18 protein-coding genes are annotated in these 19,969 nt (G+C 70.2%); 11 read left to right on the top strand and 7 right to left on the bottom strand.

What is annotated here, in order from left to right:
• Nucleotides 1-52: 52 nt before the first annotated feature.
• The 4 genes from ACWPN7_RS23930 to ACWPN7_RS23945 form a co-directional block, all read right to left on the bottom strand.
• Nucleotides 53-892 (bottom strand): class I SAM-dependent methyltransferase, encoded by an 840-nt coding sequence (locus tag ACWPN7_RS23930; RefSeq protein WP_459196502.1) that lies wholly within the window; start codon nt 890-892, stop codon nt 53-55.
• Nucleotides 893-894: 2 nt separating this feature from the next.
• Nucleotides 895-1,221, bottom strand: a complete 327-nt coding sequence (locus tag ACWPN7_RS23935; RefSeq protein ID WP_038527333.1) for a hypothetical protein — start codon at nt 1,219-1,221, stop codon at nt 895-897.
• 170 nt (nt 1,222-1,391) lie between these two features.
• Nucleotides 1,392-1,721 (bottom strand): hypothetical protein, encoded by a 330-nt coding sequence (locus ACWPN7_RS23940; RefSeq protein WP_237903362.1) that lies wholly within the window; start codon nt 1,719-1,721, stop codon nt 1,392-1,394.
• A gap of 157 nt (nt 1,722-1,878) precedes the next feature.
• The gene (locus tag ACWPN7_RS23945; protein ID WP_051657803.1) at nt 1,879-2,856 is read right to left on the bottom strand and encodes an alpha/beta fold hydrolase; all 978 of its coding nucleotides are present in this window, start codon (nt 2,854-2,856) and stop codon (nt 1,879-1,881) included.
• 283 nt (nt 2,857-3,139) lie between these two features.
• Between ACWPN7_RS23945 and ACWPN7_RS23950 the strand changes: the two genes are divergently transcribed.
• Nucleotides 3,140-3,685 (top strand): MarR family winged helix-turn-helix transcriptional regulator, encoded by a 546-nt coding sequence (locus tag ACWPN7_RS23950; RefSeq protein ID WP_103038916.1) that lies wholly within the window; start codon nt 3,140-3,142, stop codon nt 3,683-3,685.
• A 31-nt stretch (nt 3,686-3,716) separates the two neighbouring features.
• Entirely contained in the window at nt 3,717-4,886 is a 1,170-nt protein-coding gene (locus ACWPN7_RS23955; RefSeq protein ID WP_456529792.1) for a DUF2336 domain-containing protein, read from the top strand.
• 1 nt (nt 4,887) lies between these two features.
• Here ACWPN7_RS23955 and ACWPN7_RS23960 read toward each other — a convergent pair whose 3' ends face one another.
• Complete coding sequence (locus tag ACWPN7_RS23960; protein WP_492273463.1) at nt 4,888-6,354, bottom strand: cyclic nucleotide-binding domain-containing protein; 1,467 nt, start codon at nt 6,352-6,354, stop codon at nt 4,888-4,890.
• A 245-nt stretch (nt 6,355-6,599) separates the two neighbouring features.
• Between ACWPN7_RS23960 and ACWPN7_RS23965 the strand changes: the two genes are divergently transcribed.
• From ACWPN7_RS23965 to ACWPN7_RS23985, 5 genes are all read left to right on the top strand, one after another.
• The gene (locus ACWPN7_RS23965; protein ID WP_103038918.1) at nt 6,600-7,049 is read left to right on the top strand and encodes a DUF4399 domain-containing protein; all 450 of its coding nucleotides are present in this window, start codon (nt 6,600-6,602) and stop codon (nt 7,047-7,049) included.
• A gap of 40 nt (nt 7,050-7,089) precedes the next feature.
• The gene (locus ACWPN7_RS23970) at nt 7,090-7,668 is read left to right on the top strand and encodes a DUF4399 domain-containing protein (protein WP_459196503.1); all 579 of its coding nucleotides are present in this window, start codon (nt 7,090-7,092) and stop codon (nt 7,666-7,668) included.
• Nucleotides 7,669-7,785: 117 nt separating this feature from the next.
• Complete coding sequence (locus ACWPN7_RS23975; RefSeq protein WP_459196504.1) at nt 7,786-9,279, top strand: DUF4384 domain-containing protein; 1,494 nt, start codon at nt 7,786-7,788, stop codon at nt 9,277-9,279.
• 127 nt (nt 9,280-9,406) lie between these two features.
• Nucleotides 9,407-10,291, top strand: a complete 885-nt coding sequence (locus tag ACWPN7_RS23980) for an OmpA family protein (RefSeq protein WP_459196505.1) — start codon at nt 9,407-9,409, stop codon at nt 10,289-10,291.
• Nucleotides 10,292-10,316: 25 nt separating this feature from the next.
• Nucleotides 10,317-10,643: a hypothetical protein gene (locus ACWPN7_RS23985; protein ID WP_038527347.1), complete on the top strand. Its 327-nt coding sequence runs from the start codon at nt 10,317-10,319 to the stop codon at nt 10,641-10,643.
• 155 nt (nt 10,644-10,798) lie between these two features.
• Here the strand turns inward: ACWPN7_RS23985 and ACWPN7_RS23990 are convergent, their stop codons facing one another.
• Nucleotides 10,799-11,023: a DUF1150 family protein gene (locus tag ACWPN7_RS23990; protein ID WP_103038921.1), complete on the bottom strand. Its 225-nt coding sequence runs from the start codon at nt 11,021-11,023 to the stop codon at nt 10,799-10,801.
• Nucleotides 11,024-11,379: 356 nt separating this feature from the next.
• Between ACWPN7_RS23990 and ACWPN7_RS23995 the strand changes: the two genes are divergently transcribed.
• From ACWPN7_RS23995 to ACWPN7_RS24005, 3 genes are all read left to right on the top strand, one after another.
• Nucleotides 11,380-12,552, top strand: a complete 1,173-nt coding sequence (locus ACWPN7_RS23995; RefSeq protein WP_144243460.1) for a DUF4384 domain-containing protein — start codon at nt 11,380-11,382, stop codon at nt 12,550-12,552.
• Nucleotides 12,553-12,635: 83 nt separating this feature from the next.
• The gene (locus ACWPN7_RS24000) at nt 12,636-14,447 is read left to right on the top strand and encodes a CHASE2 domain-containing protein (RefSeq protein ID WP_459196506.1); all 1,812 of its coding nucleotides are present in this window, start codon (nt 12,636-12,638) and stop codon (nt 14,445-14,447) included.
• A 145-nt stretch (nt 14,448-14,592) separates the two neighbouring features.
• Complete coding sequence (locus ACWPN7_RS24005; RefSeq protein ID WP_492273464.1) at nt 14,593-17,178, top strand: SUMF1/EgtB/PvdO family nonheme iron enzyme; 2,586 nt, start codon at nt 14,593-14,595, stop codon at nt 17,176-17,178.
• A 133-nt stretch (nt 17,179-17,311) separates the two neighbouring features.
• On the opposite strand, the gene ACWPN7_RS24010 is transcribed toward ACWPN7_RS24005, so the two are convergent.
• Complete coding sequence (locus tag ACWPN7_RS24010) at nt 17,312-18,022, bottom strand: Crp/Fnr family transcriptional regulator (RefSeq protein ID WP_014240588.1); 711 nt, start codon at nt 18,020-18,022, stop codon at nt 17,312-17,314.
• 239 nt (nt 18,023-18,261) lie between these two features.
• On the opposite strand from ACWPN7_RS24010, the gene ACWPN7_RS24015 reads away from it, so the two are divergent.
• On the top strand, nt 18,262-19,896 hold the full coding sequence (locus tag ACWPN7_RS24015) for an acyl-CoA synthetase (protein ID WP_459196507.1): 1,635 nt from the start codon (nt 18,262-18,264) through the stop codon (nt 19,894-19,896).
• The last annotated feature ends 73 nt before the right edge of the window (nt 19,897-19,969 follow it).

Below are 19,969 nucleotides of genomic sequence, written 5' to 3' on the forward strand. Positions count from 1 at the left end.
TGGAAGGTGTTGCCCCCTCCCTGACCCTCCCCCGCTTCGCAGGGGAGGGAAATTAGGCGCCGGTCACGATGCGGACGTGGATGGGCAGGGGGATCGTGCCGCCTTGGGCCTGAGCGTCGAAGCGGCGGGTCACCTCGGCGTCCAGGGCGGCGCGCTGCCCGGCGGTGAGATCGTGCAGGCGGTGGCCGAAGCTCATCTCCAGCGTGGCGCGCCAGAAGGGTTGGCCCTGAGGGGCCTTGCGGACCGGGGTGATGTCGGCCTCGCTCACCGTGGCGAAGCCGGCGGCGCGCATCGCCTCCGCCAGAAGGCCGGGGGCGGCGAAGCGGAACAGCGGGTCCAGGCTGCGGTCCTCGCCCAATTGGGCGGCGACGGCGTCGCCCACCGTGTCGAACAGGGCGTTGCCGGCGCGCGGCCCCCAGACCATGAAGGCCGCCCGCCCGCCGGGGCGCAGCACGCGCCGCAACTCCGCCAAGGCCGTCGCCACGTCGGGGACGAACATGATGCCGAAACGGCAGGTCACCCGGTCGAAGCTCGCTGCGGCGAAGGGCAGGGCGGTCATGTCGGCGGCGGCGAAGGCCGGGCGCAGCCCGTCGGCGATCCCCGCGGCGCGGCGCCGGGCGCCGGCCATCATTCCGGGCACGAGGTCGCTGCCCACCACCAGCCCGTCCGGACCTGTCCGGAGGGCGGCACTCAGCGCCGGTTCACCGGCCCCGGAGGCAAGGTCCAGCACCCGGTCGCCCGCCGTCACTCCGGCGGCATCGAGCAGGGGCTGGTTCAGCTTGTCGGCCAGATCGGCCATCGGGTCGGCCCAGCGGTCCCAGGCGTCGGCGCTGGCGGTCCAGCGGGCGCGCTCGGCGTCGCCGTCGATGGGGCAGGTGGACAAGTCGGGCATGGTCAGTGGAGAAGCCTTGCGCTGCCGGTGATGCGGGGGACGGAGTCCGCGTCGCGCAGCCGCTCGTTCAGCGCCGCGACCTCCTCCGCCAGCTTGCGGTTCGCCTCGGTCAGGGATTGGACGCGGCCCTCGGCGGCTTGCTGCTGGGCGTTCAGGGTGGCGACGTTCTCGGCCAGCCGGCGGATTTGCTGCGATTGGCGGGCGCCGCCCTCGTTGACGCTGCGGCGGATCGAGCCGACGGCGGCGAGCACGATAACGCTGACCGTCGCGCCCGTCAGAAGGGCGGCGATGGCCAGAGCCCAGATCCAATCCCCCGTTGGCAGTTCCATGGCCGAAGCCGCCCCTGCGTTGCGTCCGGACCACCGGCGGCGACCCTCCGGTGAACCAATGGTTTCAGCATCCGATGAATTGCCGGGCGGGTCAAGCCGGGCACCGGAACGGCAAAAGGCCCAGCCGTTGCCGGCCGGGCCTTTCGTGAAACCGGGGGTGCGCTCCGCGGTCAGGCGACGGTGTCGTCGACCGGGCGGGCGGCCTTGGCGCGCATGTCCTTCAGATGGTCGCCGAAGGCGCGCAGGACCGGCATGATCCGCTGCATCTGGTCCGACGTGACGTGGGCGTCGGTCTTCAGGACGATGGTCGGCGCCTCCGACATCAGGCGCTTGGAGCGCATCGGACCGACCTTGTCGTCCATGAACATGGACAGCCCCATCAGAATGCCGAGCGTCACGTCATCGGGCGCCTTGGGCAGAGCCAGCACGTCGTGCAGCTCGTTGAGGAGGGTGTAGGCGACGATGGACGTGCGTTCGATGGTGTCAACGTCGGCGGCCATGGACATCGGCGTAATCCTTGAGGCGCTGAAAGTGTGCGATATGGCCAAAGGTTAGCGCTCGGATCGTAACCAAACTGTTAACCATCCCTCACCCGAGTCGCCACGAGTCGCTTTTTTCGAGTTCGCAATCCCCGGTCGCCGAATCAGGAGGGACGACTCATGCCTCCGCGTGAGCCGACGTGCCGGTCATGGCCCGCTCCACCCGCTCGATGGCCGCCATCACCGCGTCCGGGCGGGCGTGCTGCGGCATGTGCCCGGTTTCCGCCAGCAGATGCAGCGTCGATCCGGCCACCGCGTTGTGAAGCTGCACCGCGTGGGCGTGGGGATCGACGATGCGGTCCTCCCGTCCCGCGACGACCGCCATCGGGCAGCGGATCTCGGAATAGCGCGGCGCCATCGCCGCCACGCCGGGGATCAGCGCAGCGAGTTGATCGGCGGCGGCTTCCAACTGCGTCGGGCGCAGCAGAAGGTCGGGAGACAGTTCGTTGTAGCTGGGCGGCACGGGGTTCGGCTCGAAGATGCGGCGCATCAGCGGCGGCAGGATCAGCCGGTCCAGCGGCGGCAGGACGGTGTGGCTGAGCAGCGGACCGGCCGCCGGAATGGCCGGTCCCATGAAGGGAAGGAAGTCGGGGCGCGGGGTCGGATGGGTGAAGGCGGACAGGATGACCAGACCGCCGATCTCCTCCGGGAAATCCAGCGCCCAGGCAAGCGCCACCGCCCCGGCCAGCGAATGGCCGACGACGATGGGACGCTCCAGCCCCAGCTTGCGGGTGGCGGCGCGCAGCAGCGCGGCCTGGGCGGCGGGACCGGCGTCGCGCCGCGGCGTCGCCTCGCTGTAGCCATGGCCGGGCCGGTCGAAGCAGATACAGCGCCGGTGCCGGGCCGCCTCGTCCAGAAGGCTCAGCGCCCAGTCGCCGGCGGTGGTGCCGTTGCCGTGCAGGAACACCACGGGGGGCGCCGTGCCGTCCTTCGACCCGCGCTTCGGCCCATGGTCGAGATAGTGCAGGCGGGTGCCGCCGACGCTCATGAAATGGCCGGTCGGCGGGTGCTCCTGCTCCGCCCGGTTGGTGCGGCGGCGAGTGTCCAGCCACAAGCCGGCCAGCAAACCGGCCGCGAGAGTCAAGCCGCCGCGCATCAGCGGACCCTCCGGCGGCGCGCTTGCGACGTGTCGGGATGACGTGTGGACTGCGGCATGGCCGGTCTCCTCCGGGTTGCAGGGGCGGGTTGCAGGGTCAGGGGAGCAACAGGAGGTGGATGGGGCGGTTCCGGTGCGCAGGGCCGCTATGTCTCAACATTGTTTCTACAAATTAAACTAAAATCTTATCATTCTTGCGACAGAAGGACGGGTAAACCGTCCACCGTTCGGAATTGGATCGACGCCATACCATGATGGTTTTTTCCAAAGCGGGAGTATCGCGATGAGCGCCGCCGCCAAGCAGCAGCCGACCCCAGCCGTGCCGGAGAGAGCCACGCCGGACAGCGCCGCCCCGGTGGGCGCGTCCCTGCCCGCCGTCTACACCGACCTCGGCCGCATCATCGAGAGCATGACCCGGCGTTTCCTGGACGTGCTGCGCATGGAGCTGGCGCGGATCGGGATCGACGACCTCAGCCCCGGCCAAGCCCTGATGCTGATCAACATCGGCGGCGAGGAGCTGTCGGTGCGCGACCTGCTGGAGCGCGGCTACTATCTCGGCTCCAACGCCTCCTACAACCTGAAGCATCTGGTGGAGGCGGGCTATGTCGACCGCTCCGCCTCGCAGCGCGACCGACGCACGGCGCGGCTCCGCCTGTCGGAGCGCGGCCTGAAGCTGTGCGAGGCGCTGCGCGGGCTGGAGGCCGTGCGGGGTGAGGCGCTGATCCGTACCGACGAGGAAGCCGCCGATCTGGAGACGACTTACCGCACGTTGCGCCGATTGGAGCGGGCGTGGAGCGATCTGATCCGCTACGATACGCCGGAGTACTGATCCCGAGCGTCCGTTCCGGAAGACCCAGCGCATGTCACAGCGGTCCCTGAGCCAGAAGGATGTCGAACGCCTGCTGGCCGCACCCGACGCCCAGGCGCGCATCGACACCATGACCCATCTGGTGCGCGACCTGGAGGCGGGGGACCTCGCCGAGGCGGAACGGGCGTTGGCCATGGACATCCTGCAACGCTTCGCCGCCGATGCGGTGACCGCCGTGCGCGAGGCGGTGGCGTGGCAGATCCACAACTCCTCCCTGCTGACGGAGGGGCTGGCGGAGAAGCTGGCCCGCGACGTGGACCGGGTGGCCTTTCCCATCCTGCGCCACGCGGAAAAGCTGAGCGAAGGCTTGCTCCTGGACATCCTGCGCGAACGGCGCCCGGCGAAGGAGCTTGCCATCGCCGGGCGCCGCTCCGTCTCGCCCGCGGTGTCCGACGCGCTGGTGCGCAACGGCAACGTCATCGTCATCACCGAGCTTCTGCGCAACCGGGGCGCCGTCATCCCGGAACCGTCCCTGCACAGCGTGCTCGACCGCTGGGGCGGCGTCGCCACGGTGAACGAGGCCATGGCGGCGCGGCCCGACCTGTCGGCGGCGGTGGTGGAGAAACTGATCCTCTTCGTGTCGGAGGAGATCCGCAACCGACTGATCCGCACCCACCGGCTGAACCCCCGCCTGATCGGCATCCTGGTCGAGCGGGCGCGGGAGGCGGTGACCCTGCTCCTGCTGAAGCCGCTGACCCCGCGCGAGGCGGACGTGGAGCTTCTCGCCCGGCATCTGCTGATCCGCGGGCGGCTGTCGGCGCCGCTGCTCTTCCGCGCGCTGTGCGCCGGGGAGATCGCGCTGTTCGACGCCGGTATGGCGGTGCGCGCCAACCTGCCGCCGGAGAACGCCCGTCAGCTCGCCTGGGACGGCGGGCCGCACGCGCTGAAGGGGCTGTTCGCCAAGGCGGGCCTGTCCTTCACCCTGCTGAAGCCCTTCCGCGTCGCCATCGCGGTGGCGAAGGCGCTGGACTACCGGGGCGGCGACGAGGGGCGCGAGCGTTTCCAGACGGAGGCCATCGCCACCCTGTTCAACGCCTGCGGCAACAGCCAGGACCGCGAGATCGACGACCTGCTGCTGCAACTGTTCGACCAGACCTCGGCGGAGGTGATCGAGAAGGCGCTGGAGCAGGCGGGGATGCCCTTCTCTCCGTTGAGCACCTGAATCACAGGCTGAAAAAGGTCTTCAGGCGGGCCAGCAGGTCATGCTCGGTCGTCGTCTGGGGCACGGCGGCGGTGGCGGTGGCCCGGCGGTGGGCATCGTTGCGGCGCTGGCGCAGGCCCATCAGGTCGGCCAGCCGGGCGGCCAGCTCCGGACGGCGGCGCAGGACGGGGTCGAGCGCCTCCTTGTCCAGCTCGTAGACCACGGCGTCGGTGTTGGCGATCACCGACGCGCTGCGCGGCTGGCCGGTCAGCAGCGACATTTCCCCGAACACATCGCCCGGCCCCATGTGGTCGAGCAGGAGCGTCCGCCCTCCGAAGGCCCCGCGCACGTCCAGCGCGCCCTCGGCCACCAGGAAGAGGGAGGTCCCGGTCTCGTCCTGGCGCACCACCGCCTCCCCGGCGGCGACGTGGCGCAGATGCATGCCGGAGGCCAGCTCGTCGATCTCCTCAGGGCGGAAGGCGGCGAACAGGTCCACATGGGACAGCAGGTCCCGCCCCAGCCCCAGCGCCGAACAGGGCGGCGGGCGGTTGCTGCGGCGGCGCATCTCCTGCTTGGGGCTGGCCGGCTCCAGTCCGGCGCGGGCCAGATGCTCCAGGATGGTGGTCGCCACGGCGTCGCGGGTCGCGGCCAGCCGGGAATAGTCCGCCACCCAGAATCTTGCCTGATAGGTGACGCCGTTCAGCGTGATCAAGTCCACCACCACGTCGGGCCGCGGCTCGGTGGGAACGGCGTCGCAGCAGACGATGGCCGACAGGATGATCCGCTTGGCGCGGGCCACCGGCACCTCGGCGTCGAGGGTCACCGGAACCCCGGCACGGAAGCCGCTGCCGGGCTGGCTGTAGTTGGTGATGCGGTTGCCCGCTGCCAGCCCGTTCGGCACCACCAGCGCCGTGCCGTCCAGCGTGACCAGCCGGGTGGCCCGCCAGTTGATCTCGTCCACCCGCCCGGTGACGCCGGGGGTCAGCTCCACCCAGTCGCCGATGCGGTAGGGATGCTCGACGTTCAGAGCGATGCCGGAGAAGATGTCGGCGATCATGTTGCGCAGCGCGAAGCCCAGCACCGCGATCACCACGCCGGAGGTGGCGATCAGCCCGGTCACCGGCTGCCCCAGCACAAAGGCCAGGATGCCGAGAACTGCCAAGCCGTAGAGCAGGGCGCGCAGCAGATCGGTCAGCAGGCGCGGCATCGGCGTGGCGCGGGCGTTGCGCGCCACCACGAGGTCGATGACCCGCGATCCCAGCCATGCCGCTCCCAGCCACGCCACCGCGGCGAGCAGCGAGACCAGCGCGTCCGCCACCATGACGCCAGCGACCGGGGCGATGTGACCGGACAGCCAGGGGCGCTGGCCCGCCAGGCCGGCCGCCCCGAGGGTCAGCAGCGCCGGGGCCAGAAGGTGGCGGAAACCGAGGCGTGGCGGCGCGCCGGTGGGACCGACGGGAAGCGGGGCGAGGCGGGATGAATCGGGCATGCGGGACCGGCAACCTCCTGCCCCGTGACCTTCGCACCGCGGGCGGAACCGTCAAGCCCAAAATAGGAATAGGCGAAGCGGCCCCGGTCTTCGCGCAAAGTGGGGTGGTCGGGGATCACTTTCGTTCCTTAATATTCGGAGGGTGGGGAGAGAAAGGATGAGGTCCGAAAAACCGCGAACATTGTCCGCCCACCAAGCATAAGATTGAAACTTCCAAAGAGAAGAGCCAGAAGAGCGAGGTGTCCATGCCTCATGCCGCCATGATCGTGGCGGCCGCGCTGCTCCTGTTGCCGGGCGTGGCGTCGGCCCAAAGTGCGAACGCTCAAAGCGCGAATGGACGGGTGAAGGCGCCGGAAGGGGCGCGCGCCTACATCATGTGGCCGTCCAACGGCACCACCATCTCCGGCGGAAAGCTGTGGGTCCGCATGGGCTTGCAGAACATGGGCATCGCCCCGGCCGGCATCCGCAAGGAGGACACCGGGCACCACCACCTGCTGGTGGACTCCGATCTCGCCACCTACGACGAGCCGATCCCGAACACCAAGCAGTCGCTGCATTTCGGCGGCGGCCAGACGGAGGTGCGGCTGGAGCTGCCGCCGGGCCGGCACACGCTCCAGATGATCCTTGGCGACGCGGATCATATCCCGCACGACCCGCCGATCATGTCGCAGAAGGTCACCATCATCGTCCCTTAAGGGCATCGTCCCTCAACGGGAGCGCGACAGGGAGGAAGTCATGATGCGCACCGCCGCCGTCCCGGTCCTTCTGGCCGTCCTGCTCGCCGCCGGGCCGCTGGCCGCGCAATCATCGCCGGAGGCCGACCCGCTCGACAAGCCGCTGTCCGACACCACCAACACGCCGCAGCCGGCCAGCCCGCGGCACGAGCATGAAAGCACGCCCTCCACCCCCGACGCCGCGAAGTCCGGACGGACGGCGGCGCCGAAGGACGCCTATATCTACATCGGCTGGCCCAACGACGGCGAGGCGGTGAGGGGCCGCTTCAAGGTGTGGTTCGGCCTGCGCAACTTCGGCGTGGCGCCGGCGGGCGTGCGAAAGGACAACACCGGCCACCATCACCTGCTGGTGGACACCGACCTGCCGCCGATGGACGAGCCGATCCCCAACAACCGCAACTACATCCATTTCGGCAAGGGCCAGACGGAAACCTACCTGGAGCTGCCGCCGGGGCGGCACACGCTCCAGCTTCTGATGGGCGACGCCGAGCACATCCCGCACGACCCGCCGATCCTGTCCAAGAAGATCACCATCACCGTGCGTCCGGGCGGCGACAGCACGCGCGTGTCAGTGCGTTGATCTGGCCCGCTGATCCAGCCGGGTAAACGTCCAGGGAGTGAGGCTATGGGAATTGTCCGGCGCACCGGTTTCGCGAGGGTGGCGGCTGTCGCGGCGCTCCTGCTTCTCGGAGCCTGCGTGACCTCGGGCGAACAGGCAACCGTGGTCCAGAAGCCGAAGACCCCGCCCGTGCGCACGGTGTCCAACTTCAGCGAGGCGCTGCGCTGCATGGACACGCTGATGTGGAACCATGGCAAGCGCGACATCTTCATCACCTCCAACGGCATTCCCGACGCCACGGGCCGGGTGGCCGGCGGCACCAAGGAGATGCTGATCACCGCCGTGTCGCGCATGTCGGAGCGGTCGAACGCCTTCCGCTTCGTCGATTTCGAACCGACGCTGGACGACGTGAACGCGCTCTACTGGATGATCGGGGTGCAGCCCAACTTCCGTGCGCCGTCCTACTACGTGCGCGGCGCCATCACCCAACTCGACGACAATGTGGTGAGCGAGGCGGCCAGCGCCGGCATCTCGCTGCCGACCTTCGACCTGGGCATCTCCGCCGATCAGGTGATGTCGGTGATCTCGGTCGACCTGAACATCGGGGAACTGGCGACGCGCCAGATCATCCCCGGGCTGTCGGCCAGCAACTCGCTCGCCATCATCTCGTCGGGCAAGGGGGCGGACGCCGGGGCGGTGATCGGCAAGGCCGGCCTGTCCTTCAACGTCTCGCTCAACAAGTCCGAGGGGCTGCATCAGGCGGTGCGCACGTTGATCGAACTCAGCACGATCGAGGTGCTGGGCAAGATGACCCGCACCCCCTACTGGCAGTGTCTCGGCATCGACCAGACCAACCCGGCCTTCGCCGGGCAGGCGCGCGACTGGTTCGACAGCATGGCACCGTCACAGCGCGTCGCCTACGTCCAGCGCGTCCTGCTGGCCGAGGGCTATTACGACGGATCGGACAGCGGCCAGCTCGACGAGCGCACCCGCGACGCGATTTCCCGCTATCAGGCGGACAACGACCTGATCGCCACGGGGCGCATCGACTTCGACCTCTACCAGCGCATGCTCGCCCAGCCCAGCGGCCAGAAGGGGCCTGGGGCGCCGCGCCTGCAATCGGTGTCGAACGCGGGCGGGGAGGGGTTGCCGCGCGCCACCCCGGCGCCCGCCGGGGCGCCGCCCGATCTGGTCCTCAGTTCCGACCGCGGGCCGCAGCCGCGCTACCGCGCCGGGGAGGCGCTGGTGGTCAAGGTGCAGCCGACGGCCAACGGCTTCGTCTACTGCTACTACCAGGACGCCGCAGGGTCGGTGGCCCGCATCTTCCCCAACCGCTTCCAGCCCGACAGCTTCGTCCAGGCCAACCAGCAGGTGGAAGTCCCGCCGGGAGCGCAGAAGCCCTTCAACCTGCGCATGGACCGCCCCGGCGCCTCCGAGACCATCGCCTGCATCGTCTCCCCCGACGAACTCGGGACGCGCATCGCCGACCGCTACAAGACCGAGGACCTTCAACCCATCCCCGGCGCAACGCTGGCCGACGTGGTGGGCGCTTATGGCAGCATCCAGGGGACCAACGTGCGCAGCCGGCAGATGGCCGTGCAGGTTCTGCCCGCCGTGTCGGCTCAACGATAGGGTCGGGGCAGCGGTAAGAGCGGGCAGTTGTGGGCCGGCTCACAGCGCGGGGGCGGGGGATGAGGGTAGAGAAGGGGGCAGCAGAACACCACGCCAGATCATGGCGCCGAATCATGGGAGACCAGCGATGCCGCGACCGACCTCCAAGACCATCGCCCGACGGCTGAACGGCGTGGCGCTTCCCGCTCTGGCCCTGCCGATGATCGCCCTGGCCTGCATGGCCGTCCCGGCGCGGGCACAGACCGTCGAGGGCTCCGGCGGCAATCGGGTCATGATGTTCGAGCGCCCGCCGACCGTGGACGAGCTGCGCGAGGCGGTTAAGCCCGGCCCGGCGCCGACGGACGGCAGCGAGCAGCCGAAGATCCGCACCCGCAGCATCGAGATCATCGGCGGCGGCATGAACAGCGCCAACCGCCCGCGTCCGACCGACAGCGTGAACTACGGCGCGCCCGCTCAACAGCAGGCGACCCCGCAGCCGGGCTACAGCCAGCCGAGCTACAGTCAACCGACCGCGCCCGTGGCGCAGCCGGAGCCGGCGCCTCAGCCCAAGCCCAAGCGCGCGCCCGTGCAGGAGGCCGCGGCCCCGCCCGTCGCCCCGCCGCCGGCCGCGCCGCGCCGCTCCAACGGCGTGCAGCCGGCCACCCTCTCCGCGCCGGAAACCCCGGCGGAGACCCGCCCGACCAACGGCTTCGGCTTCCGCATCAACTTCGCCTTCAACTCCGCCGATGTCCCGAAGGAGTTCTATTCCTACGTCGATGCGGTCGGTGGGCTGATGTCGCAGGACCCGCAGCTCCGCCTCGTCATCGAAGGGCACACCGACGCCGTGGGAAGCGAGCAATACAACCTCGCCCTCTCCGAGCGCCGGGCCGTGTCGGTGGGCGAGTATCTGGTCCGCGTCCACCACATCGAGCCGCAGCGCATCGCCATCGCCGGCCTGGGCAAGAGCCAGCCGCTGACCCCCGACCCGACCGACAGCCGCAACCGGCGCGTCGAGTTCCGGCCCATCCAGTGATCGAGAGGGAAGGGGGACGCGCGCCATGGTCCGAAAACTCCTTCTCCTGGTGGCGATCGCGGCGCTCCCCCTCGTCGGGGGCGCCGCCGACGCGACGGTGGTCCGCAAGAAGAGCAGCGACCCGGGCGTGCAGCCCGGTGGTATCGACGTCGGAGTTCCCAAGGGCCGCGTGCGCATCCAGTGCTGGCAGGACGGCGAGAAGATCATCGACGAGACGGATTTGAACGTGTTGTCGCTCAGCGTCGCCAGCCAGTTGAATTCGTTGCGTTTCCGCCGGGCGGGCGAGCCGGAGAACAGCCTCGCCATCGTGACGCGGAACCGGACGTCGTGTCTGTTGAGCCCGAAGGAATGAGTTGAGTGCCTTGCCCCCTCCCTGACCCTCCCCCGCCTTCGGCGAGGGAGGGAATCGTTGTTGCTGACACGAAAAATCCCTCCCCTGCGAAGCGGGGGAGGGAGGGGACCCACGAAGTGGGGAGGGTGGGGGCAATGCCCCCATCACCTCCGCTCTCAATGCACGCTGACCAGCTCCATCCCATGCTCCTGAAGCGTCGCCCCCGCCGACGCGCGGTCGGTGTCCAGCCACAGGCAGGTGCCGTTCGCGGCGTACACGGCGTAGGCGTGCAGTCCGTCGATCTCCACCGACCGCAGATAGGCGACCTCCAGGATTCCATGACGGGCGAAGCGGTCGTCGAAGCCCTCGGTGGCGTCGGCTTTGGTGCGGCGGTCGGTCATGGTTGGTCTCCTCGGGCGCTGGAGCGGACCAACGGGGCGCCGGTCCTGCCCGGCACTCTAGGGGGCTGGACCGGGCCGCGCTGTGGAGCCCGCCACACTCAGTACGTCGGAGGGGGGCCAACTCCTGCGCAACTTTGTGCCGCGCCTCACAGCGGCCGCCGTCTTCCGCCGTCTAGCCTCGACGGGCCGGCAAATTGGCCGGCGCGCATCATTTCGGAGGTCCGACCATGCCCGTCCGTTCACGGCGTCCGCCCTTCTTTGGGCCGGGTCCGCAGCCCCGTCCTTCCCCCTTCGCCGCCTGGACAGGCGTCCGGGAAACGCCAATGATTCCGCGATCCCCGCCGGTGGAGGCCAGCATGGCGCACAGGACCCTGAGTGGACTCGTGGCGGCGGCCCTGACACTGGCCGCCGTCGGAGCGGTCGGCGTCACCGCCGGCCGCGCGGCGGCGGAGCAGGCGGTGGTCGTCGCCTCCACCGCCCCCGGCTACGCCCAGGGGCAACTGGTCCCCGACGGCGCGGCGGTCACCGTGCCGGACGGCGCCAACGCCATGTTCCTGTTCGCCAACGGACGCATGCTGCGGATCAAGGGGCCGTTTGACGGGTCGCTCGACCGCATGCCCGATGCTTCGGGTTGGGGCGGAGTCGGCAGCCTCGTCGGTGGGGAGCGCTTCTTCCAGACCGACCTGGGTGCTGCCCGCGCGGTCGGAACCCCGATGCAGAAGGGGGAGGAGCAGGTCTTCACCCTCGACCCCGGCCGCCCCGGAACCCAATGCGTGAAGTCCGGCGGCACGGTGCTGCTGCGCAAGCCCGCCGACCCGGCGCTGATCCCGGCCACCCTGCGCGCGGAAAACCGCGGCGCCACCGCCACGCTGCGCTGGGACAAGGGAGCGACGATGCCCTGGCCGCGCGAGCTTCCAATGACGGACGGAACCGCCGTCTCCGTTGCCGGGCCAGATGGGCGGGTGCGCCACAGCGTGACGCTGCGCGTGGTCAGTGCCGAGGTGCAGGGTGCTGAGCTGGCTGTCCGGCTGGCTGGTGCCGGCTGCGCCACCCAGGCAGCGGCTCTGCTCGACCCGGTGCGGGACAGCGTGGCGCCGCTGAATCTCTATCTCGCCACCGACCGCGGCCTCTACCCGACCTACCGGTCCGGGGAGGCGGTGACGCTGGTGCTCCAGACGAACCGGGACGCGCATCTCTACTGCTATCTGCGCAACACGCGCGGCCAGCTGACGCCGATCTACCCGCCGGGGCCGTCGGCCAGTTCGCTGGTGGAGGGGCACCACACATTGACGCTGGCCGGTGACCGCATGCCGGTGCCGCTGCGCGCGGCGGAGCGGTCGGGGAGCCTGTCCGCCGACCAGGAGGTGCGCTGCTTCGCCGCCGGGCGCGATCTCGGCGCCGACCTGCCGGGGCGGCAGGACGCCTTCCGGCCGCTGTCCGACGAGGCGGCGGCCCGGCTGGAGCGGACGCTCGCCTCGCTGAAGCAGACCGAACTGGTGATGGCGCAGGTGATCCTGCGCGTGGAGTGAGGGCGCCGCCGTTGGGGACATCGGGGGGCAGGCCAAGCTGGGCAAAAGCCCCGTGGCTCGCCAAAGGACTGGCCAGAGGGCTGGTGGGCTTGGCCGCAGTGGTCGGCGTGTCGGCGGCGGCGCTGGGGCTGACCCGGCTGGTGCCTCCCCTGCGCTCCGCCGATGAGAGCTTCCGCGACCTTGCCATCGCCTACTTCACGCCGCCCGCACCGCAGCATCCCGGCATCGTGCTGGTCACGCTGGGGGAGGACCTGTTCGCCACGCTGGCCTGCCGGTCACCGGTGGACCGCGGCTTCCTCGCCGATCTGGTGGGGACGCTGGAGGCGGCGGGGGTGCGGGCGATCGGGCTGGACATCCTGTTCGACCAGCCAACCCTGCCGGCGCTCGACGAGCGGCTGCGCCAGCGCATCCAGCGCGCCACGGTGCCGGTGGTCGCCATCACCGCGCTCGGCGACACGCCGCTGACCGAGGAGCAGCGGCGCTACCTCGGGCGGTTCCTCGACGGCATCCCGCACGGCCACGCCAACCTCGCCAAGGACCGGCTCGACGGCACGGTGCGCTGGCACGTGCCGCGCGGGCCGGACGGGCTGCCCAGCTTCCCGGCGCGGATGGCCCAGCTTGCCGGAGGGGCGGCCGGGGGGGAGGTCCCGGCGGAGCCCTTCCGCATCGACTGGCACGCCCGACCGTCGCCGGACGCGCCGCCCTTCCCGACCTATCCGGCGGACATGGTGGGAATGCTGCCGCGCGGCTGGCTGGCCGGGCGGATCGCCGTGGTCGGCACCGTCCTGGTCGGGGTGGACCAGCACCGCACGCCGCTGTCGGTCGCCGGCCTGTCCACGCCGGGGGTGGAGATCCAGGCCCACGCGCTGGCCCAGATCCTCGACGGGCGGACCAGCCGCGACCTGTCCGATGGCTGGATGGTCGCGCTGGTGCTGGCGTTGAGCGCCGCGGGGGTGGCGCTGGCGGCGGCGGGCTGGCCGGTGTGGCTGCTGGTGCCGGCCAGCCTGCTCGGGCTGCTGGCCCTATGGGCGGCGGCGCTGGCGCTGTTCGCCCAGGGCGGGCCGCTGGTGGCGATGATGGCGCCCTCGGCGGCGTGGCTGGGCGGCATCGCCGCGATGACGGCGCATCTGTCGCTGAAGGAGCGCGCCGACCGCCGCAGCCTGATGCAGCTGTTCGCCAACCACGTCTCCCAGCCCGTCGCCGAGGAGATCTGGCGGGAGCGCGCGACCTTCCTGGCCGGCGGGCGCCCCCGCCCGCAGGAGCTGACCGCCACCGTCTTCTTCTCCGACATCGAGGGCTTCACCACCGTCTGCGAGGCGCTGGAGCCGGAACCGCTGATCCTCTGGCTGGAGGGCTATCTCGACGCCATGGTGCGGGTGGTGGCGGCGCATGACGGGATCGTTCTGCGCTTCATCGGCGACGCCATCCTGGCGGTCTTCGGCGCCCCCGTCGCCCGCACCACCCAGGCCGAGATCGACGCCGACGCCGAACGTGCCGTGCGCTGCGCCGTCCAGATGGGGCGGGAGCTTCGGGAGTTGAACAAGCGCTGGCAGGCGGAGGGGTTGCCGGCCATCGGCATCCGCGTCGGCATCCACACCGGTCCGCTGGTGGCGGGCAGCCTGGGCGGCTTGCGGCACATGGAGTATTCGCTGCTCGGCGACACCGCCAACACGGCGGCCCGGCTGGAGGCGCTGGGCAAGACGGTGGACATGCGCTCCTCCCCCCATTGCCGGATCGTAATCGGGGAGCCGACCTGGACGGCGCTGCGGGGCACGGTGGCCGGACTGCCGGTGGGCGAGATGGCACTGAAGGGCAAGCGCAAGGCGGTCCGCGCCTGGCTGGTCCTCGACCGGGAGGGGGAGGAGGCGCGGCCCGCGGCGGAGGCCGGGGAGTGAGCGGGCCTTCTCCGTATTCGGGATTAGGCTGAATGAACGCTTGGTGCGCAGGAATCGAAATATTAACATCGGCTAATTGGCAATTTTATGCCGACAGGTGCCGGGTATGGGGTGCGCAACCGCCTTCCCACCATGGAGCCGGCCGATGTTCGACGGACCCTCGACGCAGCATCGTTTGGGCAGGGACCTCTGGTCGCTCGGCCTCGTCCTGCTGTTGCTTGGCCTCTTTGGGTGGGCGCCGGGCGCGGCCGCCCAATCCGCTCCCCCTCAATCTGCAGCCCAGGCCTCCCAGTCCCCGGAGAAGCGCATCGCGCTGGTCGTCGGCATCGGCAAGTACGAGTTCGCCCCCGAACTCCAGAACCCGGTGAACGACGCCAAGGCCATCGCCGAGGCCCTGCGCAAGCTGCAGTTCGACGTGGACGAGAAGTTCGACATGGACAACCGCGGCTTCGAGCGGGCTCTGCGCGATTTCGGCATCCGCGCCTCGCAGGCCGACGTGGCGGTGATCTTCTACGCCGGGCACGGCATCCAGGTGGGCGGCAACAACTACATCGTCCCGGCGGACGCCAAGCTGGAGCGTGAGCGCGACCTCGTCTACGAGGCGATGCCGCTGAACCTGATGCTGGGCGAGCTGTCGCAGGCGCGCAAGCTGGGCATCCTGATGCTCAACTCCTGCCGCAACAACCCCTTCGTCGACCGGCTGAAGCAGGCCGGGCAGAACCGCATCCAGGTCAATTACGGCTTCGCCCGCGTCGACGACACGCCCAGCGACACGCTGGTCGCCATGGCGACCCGCGCCGACCAACTGGCCGAGGACGGGCAGAGCGACCACAGCCCCTACACAGACGCGCTGCTCCAGCACCTCCAGACGCCGGGGCTGGAGCTGAGCCTGTTCTTCCGCAACGTGCGCGACACCGTGCGGCAGGCGACCAACGGGCGGCAGGAGCCCTACATTTTCGGCTCGCTGGGGGCGGCGCCCTTCTACTTCAACCCGCGCCCGCCGAACCGCCCGCCGGTGCTCGGCGAAATCCGCCCGCTGGAGCTGTCCGACCGCGCCGACGCCGAGCCGCTGCGCATCGGGCGCCCGACCGATCCCGACGACGACCAGCTCTTCGCCCAGATCTCCGGCCTGCCGCGCGGCGGCAGCGTGCGCATCGGCGACCGCACCGTGCTGATCGGCGACTATCTGACCGTGGAGCAACTCGCCGCCACCAGCTTCAAGCCGGACGCGACGGTGGTGGGGGACGCCGGGCGGTTTGACTTCGCGATCATGGACGGGCGGGGCGGCGTGGTGCGGGGCGGGGTGGCGATCGCCATCAAGCCCAGCAACCGCCCGCCGATCGTCGCCGGGGCGCGCACTGTCCGTGCCCTGCCGAATCTCCTGACCATCGAGGCGCCGGTGGACCCCGACGGCGACCCGCTGACCGTCACCGTTACCGCCGTGCCCGACCGCGGCAAGGTGCGGGACGGCGCCACCCTGATCCGCCCCGGCGACCGCCTGCCGGCCGAGGGGTTGACGCGGCTGACCTTCGACCCGGAGCAGGAGCGGGCAGGGGCCGCCGGCGCCTTCACCTATCAGGTGGAGGACGGCAAGGGCGGCAAGGCCATCGGCACGGTGACGCTGGAGATCGCTCCGCCGGGTACCGCTCCGGCCGCGCCGGCGCTTGAGGAATCGCTGTGGCAGATGGTCAAGGGCAGCCGCGAGCCCGCCGACTTCGAAGCCTTCCTGCGCCTGTTCGGCAGTGGCGCCTACGCCAAGCCGGCGCGTGAGAAGCTGGGCGCGCTCACCCCCGCCGCCAAGCCGCCGGAGGTCGCGTCGGCGCCTCAAGCGCCGCCGCCGAAGTCGGTGCCTTCTCCGGTCCCGGCCCCAACCCCGGCCCCAGTCGTCGAGGCGGCGGCACCGCCCCCGCCGGCACCACCGCAGCCGGCGCCAGTGTCAGCGCCAGCGCCCGAGCAGGTGGCGGCAGCACCCCTGGCCACCAACGGCAACAGCGCGGTGCGCAACCACAGCAAGTCGGCCAGCTTCCAGGATTGCCCGGACTGTCCGGTGATGGTGCGCATCGCGCCCGGCAGCTTCTCCATGGGCAGCGACCAGAGCGACCGCTCCGAACGTCCGGTGCACAGGGTGACCATCGCCAAACCCTTCGCGCTCGGTGCCTACGAGGTGACGGTGGCCGAGTGGCGCGCCTGCGTCGAGGGTGGCGGCTGCACCGGCGGCATGCCGCGCATGACCAAGCCCACCGACAGCACCCCGATCCACAACATCTCCTGGCTGGAAGCCCAAGCCTACGCGAAGTGGCTGAGTCAGAAGACCGGCCAGCGCTACCGCCTGCCGTCTGAAGCGGAATGGGAGTACGCGGCGCGCGGCGGTACGACGGGCCGCTATTGGTGGGACGGGCAGACCGGCACGCTCGCCAACTGCAAGGACTGTGGCGGCGCGCAGGAGCGGCTCACCCCGGCCTCGGTTGGCAGCTACAAGCCGAACCCCTTCGGCCTGCACGACATGAACGGCGGCGTGGCGGAGTGGGTTGCCGACTGCTGGCACGCCGACTATGCGGGCGCGCCGACGGACGGCAGCGCCTGGACCTCCACCAACTGTCGTGAGCGCGTGTTGCGCGGCGGGTCGTGGCGGGGCGGCTTGGCTGACATCACCGACACGGCGCGGCTGTTCTACGATCCCGACGTGCGGTATCTGAACAACGGGATGAGGGTGCTGCGGGAGTTAAATTGAGGGGGAGTGGTTGCGTCGGGCCCCCACCCCGACCCTCCCCCGCTGCGCAGGGGAGGGAGATCTCTGCGAAGCGGCGGCAGTTCCCTCCCCTGCGTCAGCGGGGGAGGGTTAGGGTGGGGGCCGGCGCGACACCTCACCCATTCGCCTCGGCAATCTCCTCCAGCGCGTCGCGGTCGAGCAGGGTGATCCGCCCGGATTCCACAGCGATCACGCCGTTGCGCTGCCATTCGCCGAGCAGCTTGTTGATGCTCTCCCGCGAGACGCCCACCAGACAGCCGAGCTGCTGCTGCGACAGCTTGATGTCCAGCTTCAGCCCGCCCGGCGCCGGTTTGCCGAACACATCGGCCAGCCGCATCAGCGCGCGGGCGAAGCGCGACGATGCCTCCAGGAACAGCGTGTCCTCCAGATGCTCGCTGGTCTGGCGCAGGCGCTTGCACAGCACCGTGATGAGCTGGAGCGCCACCGCCGGGCGCTCGTTGAGCAGCGGCACGAACTTCGAGCGGTCGAGCACCAGCAGGTCGGTCTCCTCAAGCGCCACGGCGTCGGCGGTCCGCGGCTCGCCGTCGAGCAGGGCGATCTCGCCGAACAGGCCGCCCTTGTTGATGATGTTCAGCACCAGCTCCTTGCCGTCGGTGGAGTGGGAGCAGATCTTCACCCGCCCGCGGATGACCGCCATCATGCTGTCGCCGGGGTCGCCCTTCTGGAAGATGACCGCGCCGGGCCGGAAATAGGCCAGCCGGGCGCTGGCGGCGAGGCGTTGCAGTTCCGGCTTCTCCAGATGCTTCAGCAGGAAATGCCCGGACAGCACAAGTTCCTTGTCGAACGCGATCCGCACCGTCGTCATGGTCGCCCCCATACGGCTCGATGCCGGACAGTGTAGCGGGCGGACGGCCTGCAACCGCGGCGCCAGAGGCGGTAACGCGCTCGCCCGTCCCTGCCACGTTCTTGCGGGCATAGGGGAAGGGACCGACCAAAGGTGAAACTTGTTCTGCCCAATGGTTCGTGACTACCATCGTCGGCAAGGCGCCCGGTATGAGGCGCCGGCCCTGACTCAGGGACCGCAGAACAGGGAAGGAGACGAGCGTGGACGCCACCACTCCGTCCGTAGACCTATCCAGGCGCACGGCCAACCATGTGCCGCTGACGCCGCTGGACTTCCTGCGCCGCTCCGCGATGGTCTATCCGGACAAGACCGCCGTGGTTTACGGCCCGTTGCGGCGGAGCTGGGCTGAGGTCGAACGCCGCGCCCGCGTGCTGGCCTCCGCGGTGAGCCGGGCCGGCGTCCAGCCGGGGGAGGTGGTGTCGGTCCTGGCCTTCAACACCCCGGCGATGCTGGAGGCGCATTTCGGCATTCCCGGCGCCGGGGCGGTGCTGAACGCCATCAACACGCGGCTCGACCCGCCCGCCGTCGCCTTCATCCTGGAGCACGCCGAGAGCCGCCTGTTCCTGGTCGACCGTGGCCTGTCCGCGGTGGCCCGCGCCGCGCTGGAGCGCATGGCGGCCCCGCCGCGGGTGGTGTGGATCGACGACCCGGCGGCGCAGGACGCCGACCCGGTGGGCGATCTGGAGTATGAGGATTTCCTCAAGACCGGCGACCCCGAGACGCCCTGGCGCACGCCGGAGGACGAGTGGGAGTCCATCGCGCTCAACTACACCTCCGGTACCACCGGGAATCCTAAGGGCGTTCTGTACCATCACCGCGGCGCCCATCTGAACGCGCTCGGCAACGTCATCACCTTCGGGCTGCGGCCTGACAGCGTCTATCTGTGGACGTTGCCCATGTTCCACTGCAACGGCTGGACCTACCCCTGGGCGGTGACGGCGGTCGGGGCGACCCATGTCTGCCTGCGCGCCGTCGACCCGGCGGCGATCTTCCGCCTGATCGCCGAGGAGAAGGTCACCCATCTCTGCGGCGCGCCGGTCGTGCTGACCATGCTGATCCACGCGCCGGACGCGGTGAAGCGCGGCTTCGACCACGACCCGGTGCAGGTGGCGACCGGCGGTGCGGCGCCGCCCAGCGCGGTGATCGCGGGGATGGAGCGGATGGGCTTCCGTCTGACCCACCTCTACGGCATGACGGAATGCTATGGCCCCTCCACCGGCTGCGCGTGGCAGGGGAGTTGGGCGGAGCTGCCGTTGGAAGAACGGGCGGTGAAGATGGCTCGCCAGGGCGTGCCCAACGTCACCATGTCCGAGCAGACCGTGCTCGACCCCGACACCGGCCGCGAGGTGCCCGCCGACGGCGAGACGCTGGGCGAGTTGGCGCTGCGCGGCAACACGGTGATGAAGGGCTATCTGAAGAACCCCACGGCGACCGACGAGGCGCTGCGCGACGGCTGGCTTCACACCGGCGACCTCGCCGTCCTCCACCCCGACCGCTACGTCGAGATCAAGGACCGCGCCAAGGACATCATCATCTCCGGCGGCGAGAACATCGCCTCGCTGGAGGTCGAGGAGGTCCTCTACAAGCACCCCCACGTCATGGAGGCCGCCGTCGTCGCCCGTCCCGATGCGAAATGGGGCGAGACTCCCTGCGCCTTCGTCACGCTGAAGCCAGGATCGGAAGGGCAGGTGAGCGAGGCTGAGGTGATCGGCTGGTGCCGCGACCATCTCGCCCACTTCAAGACGCCCCGGACGGTGGTGTTCGGGGCGCTGCCGAAGACCTCGACCGGGAAGATCCAGAAGTTCGTGTTGCGCGAGCAGGCGAGGGGGTTGTGAGGGGAGTTTTTGCCCCCTCCCTAACCCTCCCCTGCTTCGCAGGGGAGGGGATTTGGCTGCGAAGCAGCGGAGT

The sequence above is a fragment of the Azospirillum sp. UENF 312511 genome (assembly GCF_058780635.1).

Bases quoted from the DNA above. Each gene is read 5' to 3' on its own strand.
- ACWPN7_RS23965 (WP_103038918.1), top strand. From the start codon at position 6,600: ATGCCTCATGCCGCCATGATCGTGGCGGCCGCGCTGCTCCTGTTGCCG.
- ACWPN7_RS23995 (WP_144243460.1), top strand. From the start codon at position 11,380: ATGGCGCACAGGACCCTGAGTGGACTCGTGGCGGCGGCCCTGACACTG.
- ACWPN7_RS23970 (WP_459196503.1), top strand. From the start codon at position 7,090: ATGATGCGCACCGCCGCCGTCCCGGTCCTTCTGGCCGTCCTGCTCGCC.
- ACWPN7_RS23940 (WP_237903362.1), bottom strand. From the start codon at position 1,721: ATGGCCGCCGACGTTGACACCATCGAACGCACGTCCATCGTCGCCTAC.
- ACWPN7_RS23950 (WP_103038916.1), top strand. From the start codon at position 3,140: ATGAGCGCCGCCGCCAAGCAGCAGCCGACCCCAGCCGTGCCGGAGAGA.
- ACWPN7_RS23985 (WP_038527347.1), top strand. From the start codon at position 10,317: ATGGTCCGAAAACTCCTTCTCCTGGTGGCGATCGCGGCGCTCCCCCTC.
- ACWPN7_RS23990 (WP_103038921.1), bottom strand. From the start codon at position 11,023: ATGACCGACCGCCGCACCAAAGCCGACGCCACCGAGGGCTTCGACGAC.
- ACWPN7_RS23955 (WP_456529792.1), top strand. From the start codon at position 3,717: ATGTCACAGCGGTCCCTGAGCCAGAAGGATGTCGAACGCCTGCTGGCC.
- ACWPN7_RS23960 (WP_492273463.1), bottom strand. From the start codon at position 6,354: ATGCCCGATTCATCCCGCCTCGCCCCGCTTCCCGTCGGTCCCACCGGC.
- ACWPN7_RS24010 (WP_014240588.1), bottom strand. From the start codon at position 18,022: ATGACGACGGTGCGGATCGCGTTCGACAAGGAACTTGTGCTGTCCGGG.
- ACWPN7_RS23930 (WP_459196502.1), bottom strand. From the start codon at position 892: ATGCCCGACTTGTCCACCTGCCCCATCGACGGCGACGCCGAGCGCGCC.
- ACWPN7_RS24005 (WP_492273464.1), top strand. From the start codon at position 14,593: ATGTTCGACGGACCCTCGACGCAGCATCGTTTGGGCAGGGACCTCTGG.
- ACWPN7_RS23980 (WP_459196505.1), top strand. From the start codon at position 9,407: ATGCCGCGACCGACCTCCAAGACCATCGCCCGACGGCTGAACGGCGTG.
- ACWPN7_RS23935 (WP_038527333.1), bottom strand. From the start codon at position 1,221: ATGGAACTGCCAACGGGGGATTGGATCTGGGCTCTGGCCATCGCCGCC.
- ACWPN7_RS23945 (WP_051657803.1), bottom strand. From the start codon at position 2,856: ATGCGCGGCGGCTTGACTCTCGCGGCCGGTTTGCTGGCCGGCTTGTGG.